At 62.4% G+C, this 17364-nt stretch carries 16 protein-coding genes; 13 read left to right on the top strand and 3 right to left on the bottom strand.

Features of this window, described 5'->3' with window-relative positions; translation table 11 throughout:
* From C2L64_RS40020 to scpA, 7 genes are read left to right on the top strand one after another with little or no spacing between them, the layout of a single operon-like run.
* Complete coding sequence (locus C2L64_RS40020) at positions 1-564, top strand: MSMEG_0567/Sll0786 family nitrogen starvation N-acetyltransferase (RefSeq protein WP_007579432.1); 564 nt, start codon at positions 1-3, stop codon at positions 562-564.
* Positions 561-1547 carry a sll0787 family AIR synthase-like protein gene (locus C2L64_RS40015; protein WP_007579433.1) on the top strand — a complete coding sequence of 329 codons (987 nt, stop codon included), beginning with the start codon at positions 561-563 and terminating at the stop codon, positions 1545-1547. Before C2L64_RS40020 ends, C2L64_RS40015 begins: the two co-directional genes overlap by 4 nt.
* Complete coding sequence (locus C2L64_RS40010; protein WP_007579434.1) at positions 1544-2716, top strand: MSMEG_0565 family glycosyltransferase; 1173 nt, start codon at positions 1544-1546, stop codon at positions 2714-2716. Before C2L64_RS40015 ends, C2L64_RS40010 begins: the two co-directional genes overlap by 4 nt.
* Positions 2717-2739: 23 nt before the next feature.
* Positions 2740-3024, top strand: a complete 285-nt coding sequence (locus tag C2L64_RS40005) for an MSMEG_0570 family nitrogen starvation response protein (protein ID WP_007731610.1) — start codon at positions 2740-2742, stop codon at positions 3022-3024.
* 20 nt (positions 3025-3044) lie between these two features.
* A complete protein-coding gene (locus C2L64_RS40000) occupies positions 3045-4337 on the top strand; it encodes an MSMEG_0569 family flavin-dependent oxidoreductase (protein WP_007579438.1) in 1293 nt (430 codons plus the stop codon).
* Positions 4338-4339: 2 nt separating this feature from the next.
* A complete protein-coding gene (locus tag C2L64_RS39995; RefSeq protein ID WP_039900106.1) occupies positions 4340-5155 on the top strand; it encodes a Pnap_2097 family protein in 816 nt (271 codons plus the stop codon).
* Positions 5152-7233, top strand: coding sequence for a methylmalonyl-CoA mutase (gene scpA / locus C2L64_RS39990; protein WP_007579441.1), 2082 nt, complete (start codon positions 5152-5154; stop codon positions 7231-7233). Before C2L64_RS39995 ends, scpA begins: the two co-directional genes overlap by 4 nt.
* A 126-nt stretch (positions 7234-7359) precedes the next feature.
* On the opposite strand, the gene C2L64_RS39985 is transcribed toward scpA, so the two are convergent.
* Together C2L64_RS39985 and C2L64_RS39980 are read right to left on the bottom strand one after the other, a co-directional pair.
* Positions 7360-7716, bottom strand: coding sequence for a hypothetical protein (locus tag C2L64_RS39985; RefSeq protein ID WP_007579442.1), 357 nt, complete (start codon positions 7714-7716; stop codon positions 7360-7362).
* Positions 7717-7858: 142 nt separating this feature from the next.
* Positions 7859-8560, bottom strand: a complete 702-nt coding sequence (locus C2L64_RS39980; RefSeq protein ID WP_007579443.1) for a FadR/GntR family transcriptional regulator — start codon at positions 8558-8560, stop codon at positions 7859-7861.
* A 190-nt stretch (positions 8561-8750) separates the two neighbouring features.
* On the opposite strand from C2L64_RS39980, the gene C2L64_RS39975 reads away from it, so the two are divergent.
* Both C2L64_RS39975 and C2L64_RS39970 read left to right on the top strand, forming a co-directional pair.
* Positions 8751-10277, top strand: coding sequence for a UxaA family hydrolase (locus tag C2L64_RS39975; protein ID WP_007579445.1), 1527 nt, complete (start codon positions 8751-8753; stop codon positions 10275-10277).
* Between the two features lie 136 nt (positions 10278-10413).
* Positions 10414-11391 (top strand): 2-keto-3-deoxygluconate permease, encoded by a 978-nt coding sequence (locus C2L64_RS39970; protein ID WP_007579447.1) that lies wholly within the window; start codon positions 10414-10416, stop codon positions 11389-11391.
* A gap of 331 nt (positions 11392-11722) precedes the next feature.
* Here C2L64_RS39970 and C2L64_RS39965 read toward each other — a convergent pair whose 3' ends face one another.
* Positions 11723-13126 carry an aminotransferase-like domain-containing protein gene (locus tag C2L64_RS39965; protein ID WP_238554563.1) on the bottom strand — a complete coding sequence of 468 codons (1404 nt, stop codon included), beginning with the start codon at positions 13124-13126 and terminating at the stop codon, positions 11723-11725.
* Between the two features lie 307 nt (positions 13127-13433).
* On the opposite strand from C2L64_RS39965, the gene cyoA reads away from it, so the two are divergent.
* Genes cyoA through cyoD form a run of 4 tightly spaced genes read left to right on the top strand, consistent with a single transcriptional unit; the run spans position 13434 to position 17309 of the window.
* Positions 13434-14294 (top strand): ubiquinol oxidase subunit II, encoded by an 861-nt coding sequence (gene cyoA, locus C2L64_RS39960; protein ID WP_007579451.1) that lies wholly within the window; start codon positions 13434-13436, stop codon positions 14292-14294.
* 5 nt (positions 14295-14299) lie between these two features.
* Positions 14300-16303: a cytochrome o ubiquinol oxidase subunit I gene (cyoB, locus tag C2L64_RS39955; RefSeq protein ID WP_007579452.1), complete on the top strand. Its 2004-nt coding sequence runs from the start codon at positions 14300-14302 to the stop codon at positions 16301-16303.
* Positions 16304-16305: 2 nt separating this feature from the next.
* Entirely contained in the window at positions 16306-16929 is a 624-nt protein-coding gene (cyoC, locus tag C2L64_RS39950; RefSeq protein WP_007579453.1) for a cytochrome o ubiquinol oxidase subunit III, read from the top strand.
* Positions 16926-17309, top strand: coding sequence for a cytochrome o ubiquinol oxidase subunit IV (gene cyoD, locus C2L64_RS39945; RefSeq protein WP_007579454.1), 384 nt, complete (start codon positions 16926-16928; stop codon positions 17307-17309). The genes cyoC and cyoD overlap by 4 nt, the downstream gene beginning before the upstream one ends.
* Positions 17310-17364 lie beyond the last annotated feature (55 nt).

The following is a 17364-nucleotide window of genomic DNA, read 5'->3' as shown; positions in this document are numbered from 1 at the left end:
ATGTTCTGCGAGACATTCGACGAACTGGATGCGTTGCCGCTCGACTTCACGCCCGCCGAATATCGCGTGAAATGGGCGACGCTGCCGTGGGAAAGCAACGAAGCGTACGCGCTGCGGCGCGCGGTGTTCTGCGTCGAGCAGGGCATCTTCGTCGGCGACGACCGCGACGAGATCGACCGTCACGCGAAGCTGCTGGTCGCGCTCAGCTGCATCGCGGGCGTGCCGGAGCAGGTGGTCGGCACGGTGCGGATACACGAAACGCAGCCGCGCACGTGGCTCGGCTCGCGCCTTGCCGTGCATGCGGCCTTTCGCTCGCACGGCAAGCTCGGCTCGACGCTGATCCGTCTCGCCGTCAGCAGTGCGCACGCGCTGGGATGCGATACGTTTCTCGCGCATGTGCAGCGCCAGAACGTGCCGCTGTTCAGGCGGCTGCACTGGCAGACGGTCGCGGAGGAAACGCTGTTTGGCCGGCCTCACGATTTGATGGAGGCGGACCTCGCGCACTATCCGCCGTGCTTCACGCCGGAAAGCGGCTTCGTCACGTCGTCGCGAGGCCGCTCATGAGTCTGCAGGCGCTGGTCGACCGGGTGCGCGCAAGCCGCGGCTTTCGACACAAGACGGATATAGCGGGCGTGGTGGCGTCGCTGGCGTCGCGTTTGCCGAACGGCACGCGCGATCTCGCACAAGCCGTTGCCGTGGGCGACGACTGCGCGGCGCTTGCCGATGGCGACGGCTATCTGCTGTTCGCGATCGAAGGGCTGGTCAGCGACTTCGTCGAGACGATGCCGTGGTTCGCGGGCTACAGCAGCGTGATGGTCAACATCAGCGACGTGTATGCGATGGGCGGCCGGCCGCTTGCCGTTGTCGATGCGTTGTGGAGCGACGGGCTCGATGCGGCTGGGGAGATCCTGGCGGGTATCGCGGCGGCATCGAATGCGTATGGTGTGCCCGTTGTCGGCGGGCATAGCAACACGCGCAGCGCGGAGCCGCAGCTTGCCGTGTCGATTCTCGGTCGCGCGAACGCGTTACTGTCGAGCTTCAACGCGCGACCGGGCGACAGCCTCGTGATGGCCGTCGATCTGCGCGGCCGTTTCGAAGATCCGTATCCGTTCTGGAATGCGTCGGTGGGCGCACCCGCCCAGCGCCTGCGCGACGATCTCGAACTGTTGCCGCAACTCGCGGAAAGCGGTTTGTGCGACGCGGCTAAGGACATCAGCATGGCGGGCGTGCTGGGCACGTCTCTGATGCTGCTCGAATGTTCGGGCGTCGGTGCGCGCATCGATCTCGATGCGATCCCTCGCCCGGAGCATGTCGATTTCGAACGCTGGCTCAGTGCGTTTCCAAGTTATGGCTTCGTGCTTTCCGTGCGAGAAGAGCATGTGGATGAAGTGCTCGCGCGCTTCGCGCAACGGGACCTGGCGTGGGCGACGATTGGTGCCGTGGATGCGTCGCGCGAAGTGGTGCTCACGCAGCAGGGCGATTCGGCGTTGCTGTGGAGCTTCAAGGACAGTGCCTTCATTGGCGCGCCTGTGGGAGCGCAAGCATGAACGGCACCGCGATGCGCATTGCGCTGTTCACGCATTCCGTCAATCCGCGCGGCGGCGTGGTGCATACGCTCGAACTCGGGCGCGCGCTGCATGAAGCCGGGCAGGATGTGACGATCTTCGCGCCATCCGTCGGCGGCGCGCCGATGTTCCGTGCGTCGCCTTGCCGTGTCGTGCTCGCACCTGTCGCGGCGCATGGTAACGATACGGTGTCGATGGTGCGGACGCGGATCGACGCGCTGAAAACGGCATTGCTCGAAGATGGCGCGTCCGGCTTCGACGTGCTTCATGCGCAGGACAGCATCAGCGGCAACGCGCTTGCGGAGTTGCGCGAAGCGGGCGCGATTCGCGGCTTCGTGCGTACGGTCCATCATCTCGATACGTTCGACGATCCGCGACTAAGCGAGTGGCAGCGACGCGCGTTCGCGGACGCCGACGCGGTGTTCTGTGTGAGCGACGCATGGACGCGCAAGATGCGCGACGAGTATGGCGTCACGGCTTCTGTAGTCAATAACGGGGTCGACGTCATGCGCTTCCGTTCCTCGGGCGACCCAGACGCTTGCATGAAGCTCGGCGTTATCGGCAAGCCGGTTGTACTGGCCGTGGGCGGCATCGAGGAACGCAAGAACACGCTGCAACTGCTGGAGGCGTTTGCATTGCTCAGGCAAACGCACCCGAATGCACAGTTGGTGATAGCTGGCGGCGCAAGCCTGCTCGATCACGATGCCTATACGCGCCGCTTCATCGCGCGCGCGGCGCAACGGGGTCTGCGCATTGGGCAAGGCGAACCGATCGTGGTCACAGGCCCGCTCGATGACGCAGCCATCCCCGCGCTGATGCGACGTGCCGATGTCGTTTCGATGGTGTCTTTGCGCGAGGGTTTTGGTCTCGTCACGCTCGAAGCTTTGGCGGCGGGCGCGCCCGTCGTCGTGTCGCAGATCGAGCCATTCACCGGTTACCTCGACGAACGCGTCTGCTGCTGGGCCCAACCCGATGACGCCGCCAGCATCGCGGATGCACTGCGCCGGGCGCTGCATGGTCGCGGCGGCATCGACTTCGAACATGCAGTACCCGAGCTTCTTGCACGCTTCAGTTGGCACGAAAGTGCGCGCCGTCATATCGCGCTGTATGCGGATTACGCGCAGCACATCATGCAACCGCTCGGCGCCTGAATCTCTCAATCAAAGGAAACGTGATGCCAGTCATGCACTTCAAGGTCCAGTGGCCGGACGGCAGCGAGGCCAACTGTTATTCGCCTTCGACCGTAGTCGGCGAATTCTTCATCGCCGGGCAGCGTTACGCGCTTGGCGATTTCGTCGAGCGAGCGCGCGAGGCGCTGCATATCGGCTCCGAACGCGTGCGCGAGAAGTACGGCTTCGCTTGCTCCGCTGCGATGGATCAGCTTGCGCAGATCGAAGCGCAGGCGCAGCGCTTCGCCACCGATCCGCAAGCGGAAGTCCAGGTCGTCGAACTTTTGTGAACCGAACGCAGGAAAGAATCATGTCGAACGCAAACATCATCGCTCCCGATACAACGAACGCGGCGGCGCACCATACGGTGATCGTCGTAGGCGGCGGACAGGCGGGACTGTCGATCAGCTACTACTTGAAAGAGGCGGGCATCGATCATCTCGTGCTCGAAAAGCACACGGTCACGCACACATGGCGCTCGCAGCGCTGGGATGCGTTCTGCCTCGTCACGCCGAACTGGCAATGCGCGCTGCCGGGGTACCCGTATCGCGGCGACGATCCGCATGGCTTCATGAAGAAGGACGAGATCATCGCGTATCTGGACGGTTTCATCGCGATGGTCGATGCGCCCGTGCTCGAACATACGGAAGTCCGCAAGATCAAGCGCCTCGCTTCGGGCGGCTATTTTGTGTCGACTTCGAATGGCGACTTTACCGCCGATCAGGTCGTGGTGGCCTCAGGCGGCTATCACACGCCCATCGTGCCGCGCATGGCCGAACGTTTGCCTAACGATATCGTGCAGTTGCAGTCGTCGCATTACCGCAATCCGCAGACGCTGCCTGAGGGCGCGGTGCTCGTCGTCGGTTCGGGGCAATCGGGCGCGCAGATTGCGGAAGACCTGCATCTTGCGGGCCGCAAGGTGTATCTGGCCGTGGGTGAAGCGCCGCGTTGCGCGCGCTTCTATCGCGGCCGCGATGTGGTCGACTGGCTTGCGGACATGCGCTACTACGACATGCCCGTCGATCAGCATCCGCTGCGCGAAGGCGTGCGCGACAACACGAACCACTATGTCACGGGCCGCGATGGCGGACGCGATATCGATCTGCGGCGCTTCGCGCTCGAAGGCATGGAACTGTATGGCAGGCTCGACGATCTGCGCGATGGTTGCCTGCAATTCGCGCCGAATCTGATCGACGCCCTCGATAGCGCGGACGACACGTATAACCGGATCAACATGAGCATCGACGGCTTCATCGACAAGCATGGTATCGAAGCGCCAGTCGGTGTGCCTTACGAACCCGTGTGGCAACCCGAAGGTGAACGCACGTCGCTCGATCTTGCAGAAAGCGGTATCACGTCGATCGTCTGGTGCATCGGTTTCAGGCCGGATTTCAGCTGGATCGATGCGCCTGTTTTCAACGGACGCGGCTATCCCGCGCATGTTCGCGGCATCACGCCGCAAGCGGGGCTGTATTTCATCGGGCTGCCGTGGCTGCATACATGGGGATCGGGGCGCTTCTCGGGTATCGCGCGCGACGCCGGGCATGTGGTCGACACGATCCGCTCGGCCATCGACGCAACGTCGACGAGTCTTGCGGCGTGAGCATGATTCAACGCTATCGCGCGGGCATGCCGCAACTGAGCTATACGGGGCTGTCGGAAAACTGGTTGCTCAAGGAGTGCGGGCATCGCCATTGGGAGGCGCTCGCAGCGCACGCGGGCCGCGAGCAAACGGACTTTCACGACGACAACGGCGGCCGTTCGTATGCGGCGTTTACAGCGATACGCTTGCACACAAGCGGCCTCGACTCGATCAGCGAAAACGACGCGTTCGACATTCGCAGCACGCTGTGCAGAACGGGTCCTGTGCGCCATTTCAGCACGCATCGCATCATGCAAGGCGACACGGAGATCGCGGAACTGTCGATGTCATCGGCATTCGTCTCGCGCGGCGAGCAGCGCAGCAACCGTTGCGTTGCGCGCGCGGCGCTTGCGGCACTGCCAGGTGAAGTCGAGCCGATGCCCGAACGTGCATTGCAGATGATGCAGATGAGCAAGCGCCTGCGTGCTGCGGACTGCAGCGCAATGCCGGACCTCGCGCCTGCGACGGACGAGCCGATCGAATTCCTGCCGTGCCCGAATAGCGATTTCAACGGCGCGGACTTTCTCTATTTCGCGAGCTTTCAGGCTTTTGTAGATCGCGCCGAATGGCAATGGCGACGCTTCGACGAGCCGCCTGTCGTCGCGAGCCGGTCGCTGTTCTACTACGGCAATGTCGATGTGGGCGATACGTTGAGCGTGCGCGTGGTCGGCAGCGCCGAAGACGAACAGGGCATCCGGCACTGGACGGAAGTGCGCCGCAAGAGCGACGGCATGAAGATCGCCGATGTCACGACGGAAAAGCACTGGAGGCGCCGATGAGCACAACCCGTGCACGCCGCCGCGCCGTGCCGCTCAAGCGCGTCTATACGCGTGCCGATATCGAAGGCATCGCGCATCTCGACAGCATGCCGGGCGAAGCGCCGTTCGTGCGCGGGCCGTTCGCTTCGATGTACACCGAAAAGCCGTGGACGATACGCCAATACGCCGGCTACGCGCAGGCCGCCGATACGAACCTTGCGTTCCGCACAGCATTGGCCGAAGGCGCGCAAGGTCTCTCTGTCGCCTTCGATCTGCCGACCCAGCGCGGTTACGATTCGGACGACCCAGCCGTCAGCGCCGACGTCGGCATGACGGGAGTCGCGATCGATACCGTCGAAGACATGGCACGCCTCTTCGAAGACATTCCCCTTGACCGAGTGTCGGTATCGATCACGATGAACGGGGCCGTGTTGCCCGTGCTCGGCGCGTTCATCGTCGCAGCGGACGAAAGCGGCGTGCACGCATCGCAACTGCGAGGCACGATCCAGAACGACATACTGAAAGAGTTCATGGTGCGCAACACGGGCATCTTCGCGCCCGAACCATCGCTGCGCATCGCCGCCGATGTGGCTGCGTATCTCGCGCAACAGGTGCCGCGCTTCAATTCGCTGTCGGTATCCGGCTATCACTTTCAGGAGGCGGGCGCGGACGCTGTGCTCGAACTCGCGCTGACGATGGCCAATGCGCGCACCTACGTCGACACGCTCGTCGCACGCGGCATGCAAGCAAACGATGCGTGCGAGCGCATGAGTTTCTTCTTCGGCGTTGGCACGGATTTCTATGTCGAGGTCGCGAAGCTGAGAGCGGCGCGGCTGTTGTGGTCGGAGATTGCGGCGCAAAGCGGCGCAACGTCGGACAAGGGTCGCGCGCTGCGCATGCATTGCCAGACTTCGGGCTGGTCGCTGACGGCGCAGAAGCCGATGAACAACGTCGTGCGGACGACAGTCGAGGCGCTCGCGGCGGTGTTCGGCGGCACGCAGTCGTTGCACACTAACGCGTACGACGAGGCACTGGCGCTGCCTTGCGCGGAGTCTTCGCGGCTCGCGCGCGATACGCAACTGGTACTTCAGCACGAGACGGGCGTTTGCGATGTGGTCGATCCGTGGGCAGGGTCGTACATGATGGAAGCGCTCACGGCTGATATTGCGAGCCGTGCGCGAACCATGCTCGATGAGATCGACGCGAGCGGTGGCGTCGTCGAGGCGATACGTTCGGGCTGGGTACGCACGCGCATTCACGAATCGGCGCTGCACGTGCAGGCTGAAATCGAAAGCGGGCAACGCGTGATTGTGGGCGTGAACCGCTTCGTGACGGATGACGAGGAGGAGTCACCTGTTACGCAAACGCTGGATGCTGCACAGACTCGCACGGTACAGGCCCGCCGCATAGCGCAGGTGAAGCGCTCTCGCGATGCAACGCATGTGCGCGACACGCTCGCCGCGTTGCAACGGGCGGCACGCGATGGCGAAGGCAACCTGCTGGAACTGACCATCGAATGTATGCGTGCGCGCGCGGCGGTCGGCGAATGCACGCAGGCACTGGAGGCCGTGTGGCCGCGGCATGTCGTGGATTTGCCGATATCGGCGCGAATGTATGGCGAGATGCAGTCGTCCGACGCCGAATGGATGACGGCCCGCGCAGCCGTGGAACGTGTAACGAAGCAACTGGGGCGTGCGCCGCGCATCTTGCTGACAAAGCTCGGACAGGATGGCCACGACCGTGGCGCGCGTGTCGTTGCTGCCGCATTGACGGACGCAGGCTTCGAAGTGACAACGGGCGCGATGTTCGCGACGGCAGAGGAGGTCAGCGAACTGGCGTTGAAGCATGACGTCGATGTGATCGGCGTGTCGTCGCTTGCAGGCGCGCATGTCGAACTGGTGTCGGGTCTGCTCGACGCATTGCGCAAGCGGCGCGCACGCATTCCTGTCGTGATCGGCGGAAACATCGACGCCGCGAGTTGGCATGCACTGAAGGAGCGGGGCGTCGCCAGATGCTTTCCGACAGGCGCGAGCATCCAGACAATCGTCACGGAACTGGCGGCGCACGTCTGCGAGATCGATTTCGCAGCGGCGTCATAGCGAAACGACACGCCATGGCGCTCGCACGTGGGATGTTCTAGCCCGGTAAGCCGAAGACGCGAGAGTACATCGGCTTCGGGCGATGCGAGCTATTCATCGATTACCGCCCGCGAGCTTGATCCTCGATCAATATCCGTAGCCGCCCTGACAAGGCACATAGGCGCGTTGATAGCTGTCGTAGCAAGTGGCCGACTGCGGTTGCGAATAAGCCGGTTGTGCGTACACGGGTTGCTGATAGACAGGTTGCTGATAGACAGGTTGCTGATACACAGGTTGCTGATACACAGGTTGCGCGTACGCGGGTTGCGCATTTGCAACCGACGTCACGAGCGCACCGAGCACTGCGCCTCCGATCAGCGCCCCCACGATGGCGCCGCCATCGACGCCGCCGCCACGGCCCCAGCCGCCGCGCCCGTGCGCCGATGCCTGCTGGGCCGCCGACAAGCTACCGATCATCAACAAGACAAGCGCTGCGCGTTTCATGATTTGATTCTCCGCTTTCCGTTTAACGGGTTCATGGAGATCATCTTAATCAGCACTCGATGAAATAACTTATGCAGTTGGTAACCGCACATTTCAGCACTTACAAATTCGCATGTGGCTGCGAACGACTGCAGCGGTTCGCTCAGACGTTGAACTGTCGTCCGACATAGTCGATGTGCATGTACATGGCCTGTTGCGCCGCGTCCGGATTACCTTCACGAATCGCGTAGTAGATCGATTCGTGCTGGCGCAAGCGGCTACGTGCCTGCTCGGCTGCATTCGCGTTGTTGACGGTGGCGTCGTACGTGTTGCTCGCAATGTGTTCGCGCAGCATGCCAATCACGCTCGCATAGAACTGATCGAGCAGCCGGTTTTGCGACGCTGCAACCAGCGCCGTATGGAATTCACCATCGGTTGCGGCTTCTTCATCGACGTCCTTGCCTGCAACCGCGTCGCGCATGCGTTCGAGCACAGCCTCGAAACGTTCGAGTTCCCGGTGGGACGCACGTTGCGCGGCGAAACGCGCGGCGGCGCACTCGAACACCAGTCGGAATTCAAGCGTTTCCGAACGCAACGGCGGGGTATCGGCGATGAGCTGAAGCCACGGCGCCGCCAGTGCCGCTGGTTTGCTACGCAGCAGATAGACGCCGCTACCGCGTCGCGTTTCCAGAAGACCTCGGGTTGCGAGGCGTCCAATCGCTTCACGTACCGTCGCGCGCGACACACCCAGCGACTCCGCGAGCGTGCGTTCCGACGGCAAGCGTTCGTCAGGCTGCCAGCGACCTGCCTGAATGCCTGACTCGATGTGGCGGATTGTCTGCGCCAATGCGCCCGTTGCTTTCAAACGACTTTCCACATTTCATCCTTCATCAGCCACACGGGGAGGGCCTGTTTTCAACCCCATTAAAAGTGGCCTGACCAGTTTGCGTGTCTTATCGGCCCGACCGCAATATGAGTCCGCGCCGGCAAACGCTCCGCACTTCAGCAGAGAGCGTCGCCTGCCCTAACCCACAATCCGAAACAGGAGGACCATGATGAGCCAGGCCACACTCGCGATCAAACTGCACGACATCGACGATGTACTCATTGCGCGCGGCGCGCTCACCGCCGGCACTATTCTCGCTGATTTCGACAATCTCGTTGCATCGGCTGACATTCCTGCGGCACACAAGATCGCCTGCCGCGACGTTGCACAAGGTGCGCCCGTGCGGCGCTACGGCCAGATCATCGGCTTCGCGACGCAGCCGATTCGCGCAGGCGATCACGTGCACGTTCACAACGTGTCGATGGGCGACTTCGCGCGCGACTACGCGTTCGGCGAAGACATGAAGCAGGTCGATGCCGCTACAGTGCCGCTCACGTTCAACGGCTTCCGCCGAGCGGACGGCCGCGTCGCGACCCGCAACTACATCGGCGTGGTCAGCACCGTGAACTGCTCGGCCACCGTCACGAAGCTGGTCGCGCAGCACTTCGCACAACCGGGCGCGCTCGACGCGTTTCCGAACGTCGACGGCATCGTGCCGATCACGCATAGCTTCGGCTGCTGTATCGACCATCATGGCGAGGGCATCCAGCAACTGCGTCGGACGGTTGGCGGGTACGTGAAGCATCCGAACTTCGCCGGCATCGTCATCATCGGGCTTGGCTGCGAAGCGAACCAGATGGGTGCCATGTTCATCGCCGAGGGCGTCGAGCCGGGGCCGCTGCTGGTGCCGCTGGTGATGCAGGAAGAAGGTGGCACGCAAAAGACCGTCGATGCCGCCATCGCCGCAGTCAAAAACATGTTGCCCGTCGCCAACCAGGCCGCGCGCGAGCCGGTTCCCGTTTCGCACATCAATATCGCGCTGCAATGCGGCGGCTCCGACGGCTATTCGGGCATCACGGCGAATCCGGCATTGGGTGCGGCTGTCGATCTGCTGGTGCGACACGGCGGTACGGCAATCCTGTCGGAAACGCCGGAAATCTACGGCGCAGAACATCTGCTGACACGTCGTGCGGTGAGCAAAGAAGTGGGCGAGAAGATCGTCGAGCGGATTCACTGGTGGGAAGACTACGCGAAGCGCGAAAAGGGCAGCATCGACAACAACCCGACGCCCGGCAACAAGGCGGGCGGCCTCACGACGATTCTGGAGAAGTCGCTTGGCGCGGTTGCCAAGAGCGGCTCGTCGCCACTGATGGGCGTGTACCGCTACGCCGAGCCGATCGATACCCACGGACTCGTCTTCATGGACGCGCCGGGCTATGACCCGATGGGCGCGACCGGACAGATCGCGAGCGGCGCGAATCTCGTCGTGTTCACGACGGGGCGCGGCTCCTGTTTCGGCGCAAAGCCTGCGCCGTCAATCAAGCTCGCCACGAACTCGACCATGTACAAGCGGATGGCCGATGACATGGACATCAACTGCGGCGACATCATGGACGGCACCGTAAGCGTGGAGCAGAAGGGCGAAGAAATTTTCCGGATGATCCTCGACGTTGCGTCGGGCCACAAGAGCAAGAGCGAAGCGCTTGGCGTTGGCAACGAGGAATTCGTGCCCTGGATGATTGGCGCGCAGATGTAAAAACCGCGCGCGTCCGGGCGCGCGATGCGCATCCGTGCGGTGTAGCTGGAGCCTCCGGTTTCCGGCGCGCCGCACGCCGTAAGACAAATGCTGGTCGGGCCATGTCGAACCCCCGCCAGGATCAAGGAGACTCGACATGAAAATCAAACAGGCCATCGAACGCTTTCCGGGCGGCATGATGGTCATCCCTTTGCTTTGGGGTAGCCTGCTCAACACCTTCGCACCAAAGGTGTTGGGTATCGGCAGTTTTTCGACCCAGCTCGCGCATGGCGCGCTGCCCATTCTCGCTGTGTTCTTCGTTTGCATGGGCGCCGAGATTCAACTGCGCACAGCTCCGCGTGCGCTGAAGAACGGGGCTGCCATCACCCTCGCCAAGCTCGCGAGCGGCGTGCTCATTGGTTTGCTCGTCAGCAAGGTATTCGGGGCGAACGGGTTTCTCGGTCTCTCCGGCATGGCGATCATCGCCGCCGTGACGAACGCGAACATGGGACTGTACGCAGCGTTGACCCGGCAGTTCGGCGACGAGGTCGATCGGGGCGCGCTTGCCGTCCTGTCGATCCTGGAAGGACCGTTCGTGACCATGCTTGCGCTGGGATTGTCCGGGTTGGCGAAGATCCCGGTTCTCGATCTCGTTGCAACCGTGCTGCCGATCGTCATCGGCATGGTGCTGGGAAATATCGACCCCGACATGCGCAAGTTCCTCAAGTCAGGCGGGGATTTGCTGATCCCGTTCTTTGCGTTCGGTCTCGGCGCGCAAATCAATCTGCATGCCATTCTCGGCGCGGGCTTGTCAGGGATCGTCCTCGGTCTGATTACGCTTGCGGTAGGCGCGGTGTTCAACGTACTCGCATCACGTCTGTCCGGTGGTTCGGGTGTGGGCGGCGTAGCGTCGGCGACGACGGCGGGCAACGCGGTTGCGACGCCGACTGCGATTGCAGCCGTCGATCCTCATCTCGGCGCACTGGTCGCCGTTGCGACCCCTCAGATCGCCGCATCCACGATCGTTACCTCGCTGCTCGCGCCACTGCTGACGGCCGCGTATGCACGCTGGCGCATGCGCCGGCAGGCAAAGGTTGCGGATGACGTAGCAGTCGTCGCGCACGCCGACGCGTGAAGACAGCCGGCGTGTGCCACGCAGGGTTTCCCATGCGCTGATGCTTTGCGGCTTCAGTCTCTGTTGCCGCATCAAGGCGCAATGAAAAAACCCCGACGCCTGTGGGCGCCGGGGTCTAGTGCTTGCCACGCTCGATACATCGTTGCTGCAGGCTCTGCGGGTTGAAGGCCGAGGCCCTGGGCACTCGCGCAGTGATCCCAACGCGCTTCGTTAAAAGGAGGAGGAAATGCTCGAAGCGCGTTGAGCGAATTATTCGTGTGTAGCCGTGTTTCGTACAGCAGCAGTTGGCGAAGATTTCAGCGCAGCAGATGCAATGAGTGGACGCGCGGTGCTAAACCAGCAAGCGGTTATCGGCAGAAGGCTTGCGTTCGACGAGCGCCGCGAGCTTGCGCAACGCCGACGTCAATTCCGTGCGCCGCGTGCAGCCGCCAAGCGAAATACGGATAGCGTTCGGCATGTCGCCTGTCTGGCAAAACGCGGAAGAGGGCGCGACCACCAGACCTTCCGTGCTCGCCGCCGCCGCAAGGCTTTGCGCGGCCCAGTGCGCGGGCAAGGGCTGCCACACATGAATCGCGCCACTGGACGCCGGCATGCTCACGGTCGACAGTATCTGGTTTGCCGCAAGCAGGCGTTCTCCCGATTCCTTCAGTATCCCCGCCAGTACGTCCGATGCCGTGCCGTCCAGTATCCATTGCGTGACCAATGCGGTGGTGAGCGGCGGCGACATTAGCGACAGCGAGCGCAGCGCCTTCAGAAACGCTTCCTGCGCTGCGGCGGCAGGCAACACGAGAAACGCGGCGCGCAAGCCCGGCGAGATGCATTTGGACAACGTGGACAGGTAATACACCTGCTGCGGCACGAGACTCGCGAGCGGCGCGGGCGGATCGTCGGCGAATAGCCAATAGGGATCGTCTTCAACGACAGGCACATTGCGACGCGCCGCGACGGCCAGGATCTCCTTGCGACGACGCTCGGGCATCGTCTGCGCGGTCGGGTTGCGGATGGTCGGGTTCAGATAGATCAGTCCGCCCTCGATGCGCGCGCACGCCGCATCGAGCGCATCGGGCCGCATGCCGTGCTCGTCGGATGCGATCGTATCGAGCGTGCGGCCAAGCTGCCGCGCGATCAGCGGCAGGCCCGGATAGATCAACTGTTCGGTGAAAATGGGCGCGTTCTGCTTCGTGAGCGCCAGTATCAGCGCGGCGAGCGCCGAATGCGCGCCCGGCGTCACGACGACGCGCGACGGGTCCACGCGCCCGAGTATCGGCTTGAGCCATGCGGCGCCCGCCTGCCGGTCCGTATCGCTGCCGCCGCCTAGCTGATAGGTCATCAACAGATCGATGTCGCTGCGCACCAGCACCTGCGACAGTCCGCGCCTGAGCAACACGGCGAGATCGAGGTCGGCGGGAGGCGGCGGAATGTTCATGCTCAGATCGACTTGCTGCATGAACGTCGCTATCGGCGGCGCGATGAACGTGCCCAGCGGGCCGCGCGATTCGATCAGGTTGCGCCGGTGCGCCTCGGCAAAGCCGCGCGTCACGGTGGTCAGATCGACGCCGATCATCTCCGCGAGTTTGCGTTGCGGCGGCAGCCGGTCGCCCGGATTCAGCTTGCCGTTCGCAACGGCGCGTTCGATCAGATCGACGATCTGCAGATAGCGCGCCTTGCCGTTGTCTGCGAAGTCAGTGATCCAGTCCGGCCGCCGCGCAGGACGCTTTCTTGAAGGTGAAGTCATGTGTGGCAACTTGTCGCGCATGTATGGTGTATGTCTTACTCTAGCATGCGCCGCCATAGCCTATGTATGTATCCGCCGCAAGGTCATAGCCATAGCGGAAGCTCGCGCGTGTACGACGGTTGGGGGATAGATGCATGGGGCTATGTAACCCGGCAACCAACCTGAAAGCATGCGCAACCCACCTACACACGGGGGTTCCCCCCAATCCGCGGGACGATGGTTCCGCTCCCCTCCATTTCGAAGGCAACTCGTACGCGCAGGCCGCGTCGCCGCCACTGGCGCGCTGAGCCTGCTCGGCGGCTGCAGCATGGTGCTCTTCAATCCGAAAGGCGACATCGGCGAGCAGGAGAAAAACCTGATCCTGATCGCGCTCGGGCTGATGTTGCTGGTCGTGATTCCCGTGATCGCGCTCACGCTGTATTTCGCGTGGCGCTACCGGGCGTCGAACACGAAGGCGAAGTACGCGCCGACGTGGGCGCATTCGACCACCATCGAAGTCATCGTGTGGACCATTCCGTGCATCATCGTCGCGACGCTTGCGGTGCTGATCTGGAAGACAACACATAGCCTCGATCCATACAAGCCGATCGAATCGAACGTGAAGCCCGTTCGCGTCGAAGTGGTCGCGCTGAACTGGAAGTGGCTGTTCATCTACCCGGACTACGGTGTGGCCTCCGTCAACCAGCTTGCGCTGCCCGTCGATACGCCCGTCGATTTCCGTCTGACGGCGGAATCGCTGATGAATTCGTTCTTCATTCCGCAACTGGGCAGCCAGGTCTACGCGATGTCCGGCATGCAGACGCAACTGCATCTGATCGCGAACAGCGCGGGCACGTATGCGGGCCGTTCGTCGGCGTTCAGCGGGCCGGGCTTCTCGGACATGAACTTCGACACCGTCGTTACGAGCCGCGGCGAATTCGATGCATGGGTCGCGCGCGCAAAAGCGTCGCCGCAGGTGCTCGACGTGACGGCCTACGACAGCTTGCAGCAACCGAGCAAAAAGAACCCCGTGACGCTGTACAGCAACGTGGCGCCGGGACTGTTCGACGGCATCGTCTATCAGTACATGCGTGACGCGGCAGGCCGCCCGATCTGCACGACGGCCAACGCTGACATGTATATCAAGCCGGCTCGCTTGCCTTCACACGCAGCTTTGGTATCGGAGTAGTGGATATGTTTGGAAAACTTACGCTCGATGCGATCCCGTATCACGAGCCCATCATCATGGGCACGCTCGGCGTCGTCATACTGGGCGGCCTCGCGTTGCTCGGAGCGATCACGTATGTGGGCAAGTGGTCGTATCTGTGGAAGGAGTGGATCACGTCCGTCGATCACAAGCGGATCGGCGTGATGTACATCATTCTCGCGCTCGTCATGCTGCTGCGCGGTTTCGCCGACGCGATCATGATGCGCGCGCAGCAGGCCGTCGCATTCGGTGACTCAGCCGGCTACCTGCCGCCGCATCACTACGACCAGATCTTCACCGCGCACGGCGTGATCATGATCTTCTTCGTGGCGACGCCGCTGATTCTCGGCCTGATGAACGTGGTCGTGCCGCTGCAGATCGGCGCGCGCGACGTCGCGTATCCGTTCGTCAATTCGCTGGGCTTCTGGCTGTCGGCAGTCGGAGCGGTGCTGGTGATGATCTCGATGTTCGTCGGCGACTTCGCGGCGACGGGCTGGGTTGCGTATCCGCCGCTCTCCGAGCTTGGCTACAGTCCAACCACGGGCGTCGACTATTACATATGGTCGCTACAGGTGTCCGGTTTAGGCACGACGCTGAGCGGCATCAACTTCATCGTGACGATTCTGCGCATGCGCGCGCCCGGTCTGAACCTGATGAAGATGCCCGTGTTCTGCTGGACGGCGCTGATCACGAACATCCTGATCGTCGCGGTGTTCCCCGTGCTGACGGGCACGCTCGCGCTGCTGACGATGGACCGCTATCTCGACATGCATTTCTTCACGAACGAGCTGGGCGGCAACGCGATGATGTACATCAACCTGATCTGGGTGTGGGGCCACCCCGAGGTGTACATCCTGATTCTGCCTGCGTTCGGCGCATTCTCGGAGATCATCTCGACGTTCTCCGGCAAGCCGCTGTTCGGCTACAAGTCGATGGTGTATGCGACGTCGTCGATTGGCGTGCTGTCGTTCTTCGTGTGGTTGCATCACTTCTTCACGATGGGCTCGGGCGCCAACGTCAATGCGTTCTTCGGCATCATGACGTCGATCATTTCGGTGCCGACGGGCGTGAAGCTGTTCAACTGGCTCTTCACGATGTATCGCGGCCGCATCCGCTACCACACGTCCACGCTCTGGACGATCGGCTTCATGGTGACGTTTGCCGTCGGCGGCATGACGGGTGTGCTGCTTGCCGTGCCGGGCGCGGACTTCGTGCTGCACAACAGCCTGTTCCTCGTCGCGCACTTTCACAACGTGATTATCGGCGGCGTGGTGTTCGGCTGTCTCGCGGGCATCAGCTACTGGTTCCCGAAAGTGTTCGGCTTCACGCTCGACGAGTTCTGGGGCAAGGTCGCGTTCTGGTGCTGGCTGGTGGGTTACTGGCTCGCGTTCACGCCGCTGTATATCCTCGGTTTCCAGGGCATGACGCGCCGCATGAATCACTACTCGGTGGCCGAGTGGCATCCGTGGCTGATCGTCGCGCTGGTAGGTGCCGTGATCATCGGCATGGGCATTCTCGCGTTGCTGATCCAGTTCGCTGTGAGCATCCGCAAGCGCGAGCAGTATCAGGATCTGACGGGCGATCCGTGGGATGCGCGCAGCCTCGAATGGTCGACGGCTTCGCCTGCACCGTTCTATAACTTCGCGCATGTTCCCGTCATCACGTCGCTCGAACAGCATTGGGACAACAAGCAGTCGGGCAGCGCATACGCCAGGCCCACGAAAAAGTACGAGGACATTCATATGCCGCGCAACACGGCGGCAGGCTTCATCATCTCTGCATTCAGCCTGCTGTTCGGCTTCGCGATGGTGTGGCACATGTGGGTGTTCGCGATCGTCGCGCTGATCGGCATGATCGGCACGTTTATCGCGCGGTCGTACGATCAGGATGTCGACTACTACGTTCCTGCTGCCGAAGTGGAGCGGATCGAGAACGCGCGTTACAGGAAGATCGAAGACGAGCGTGACGAAGAATTTGCGGAGATGGCCTGACCATGACAAGCGTATCGACCTATCGGGCCGGCGAGCATCACGACGCGCACGGCCACGACCATGACCATGACAGCGGAACCCGCACCACGCTCGGGTTCTGGATTTACCTGATGAGCGACTGCCTGATCTTCGCGACGCTGTTCGCGACTTTCGGCGTGCTCGTCAATGCGACGGCGGGCGGCCCGACGGGCAAGCAACTGTTCGAGTTGCCGTATGTGCTGGGCGAAACGTTGCTGCTGCTCGCCAGCAGCTTCACGTTCGGCATGGGCGTGCTGAGCATGAATGCGAACCAGCGCGGCAAGGTGGTCGGCTGGCTGGCCGCGACCTTCGTGCTGGGTGCGGCCTTCATCGGCATGGAAATCTATGAGTTCGCCCATCTGATCAGCGACGGCGCCGGCCCGTCGACGAGCGCGTTCCTGTCGGGCTATTTCACGCTCGTTGGCACGCACGGCTTGCACGTGACGACGGGTCTGCTATGGATCGTCGTGATGATGCATCAGATCAGCCGCTTCGGCCTGACGCCCGTGACGCGGCGGCGCATTGCGTGCCTGAGCCTCTTCTGGCACTTCCTCGATCTCGTGTGGATCTGTGTGTTCAGTCTTGTCTATCTGCGTGAATTTCTATGAGCAAAACATCTGGATCGAATGTGACGCATGATCACGTTCATGATGCGTCGCATGGCAGCGTGAAGAGCTACGTGGTCGGCATGCTGCTGTCGCTGGTGCTGACGTTTGCGTCGTTTGGCGTGGTGATGACGCACATCGTGCCGCGCTCGATGGGGCTGACAGCCGTAGTCGTGCTGTGCGTGGTGCAACTTCTGGTGCAGTTGCGGTACTTCCTGCATCTGGGTTCGTCTGCGGATCAGCGCTCGAACACGGGGATTTTCGTGTGTACGGGGTTGCTGATCGCGATCATCGTCGCGGGTTCGCTGTGGGTCATTCACAATGCGAACGTCAACATGATGCCGACGCAGATTTCGATCGAGCGCGCGCTGGCACGCGATTGACAAGTGCTTTGCGCCCGGTGTTATCGGGCGCTTTCTCTGCCGTTCGCTTCACGCT

This window comes from Paraburkholderia hospita (genome assembly GCF_002902965.1).
GTDB lineage: Bacteria > Pseudomonadota > Gammaproteobacteria > Burkholderiales > Burkholderiaceae > Paraburkholderia > Paraburkholderia hospita.
The sequence above is the reverse complement of the archived record's forward strand: the minus strand, read 5'-3'. Positions and strand labels throughout refer to the sequence as shown.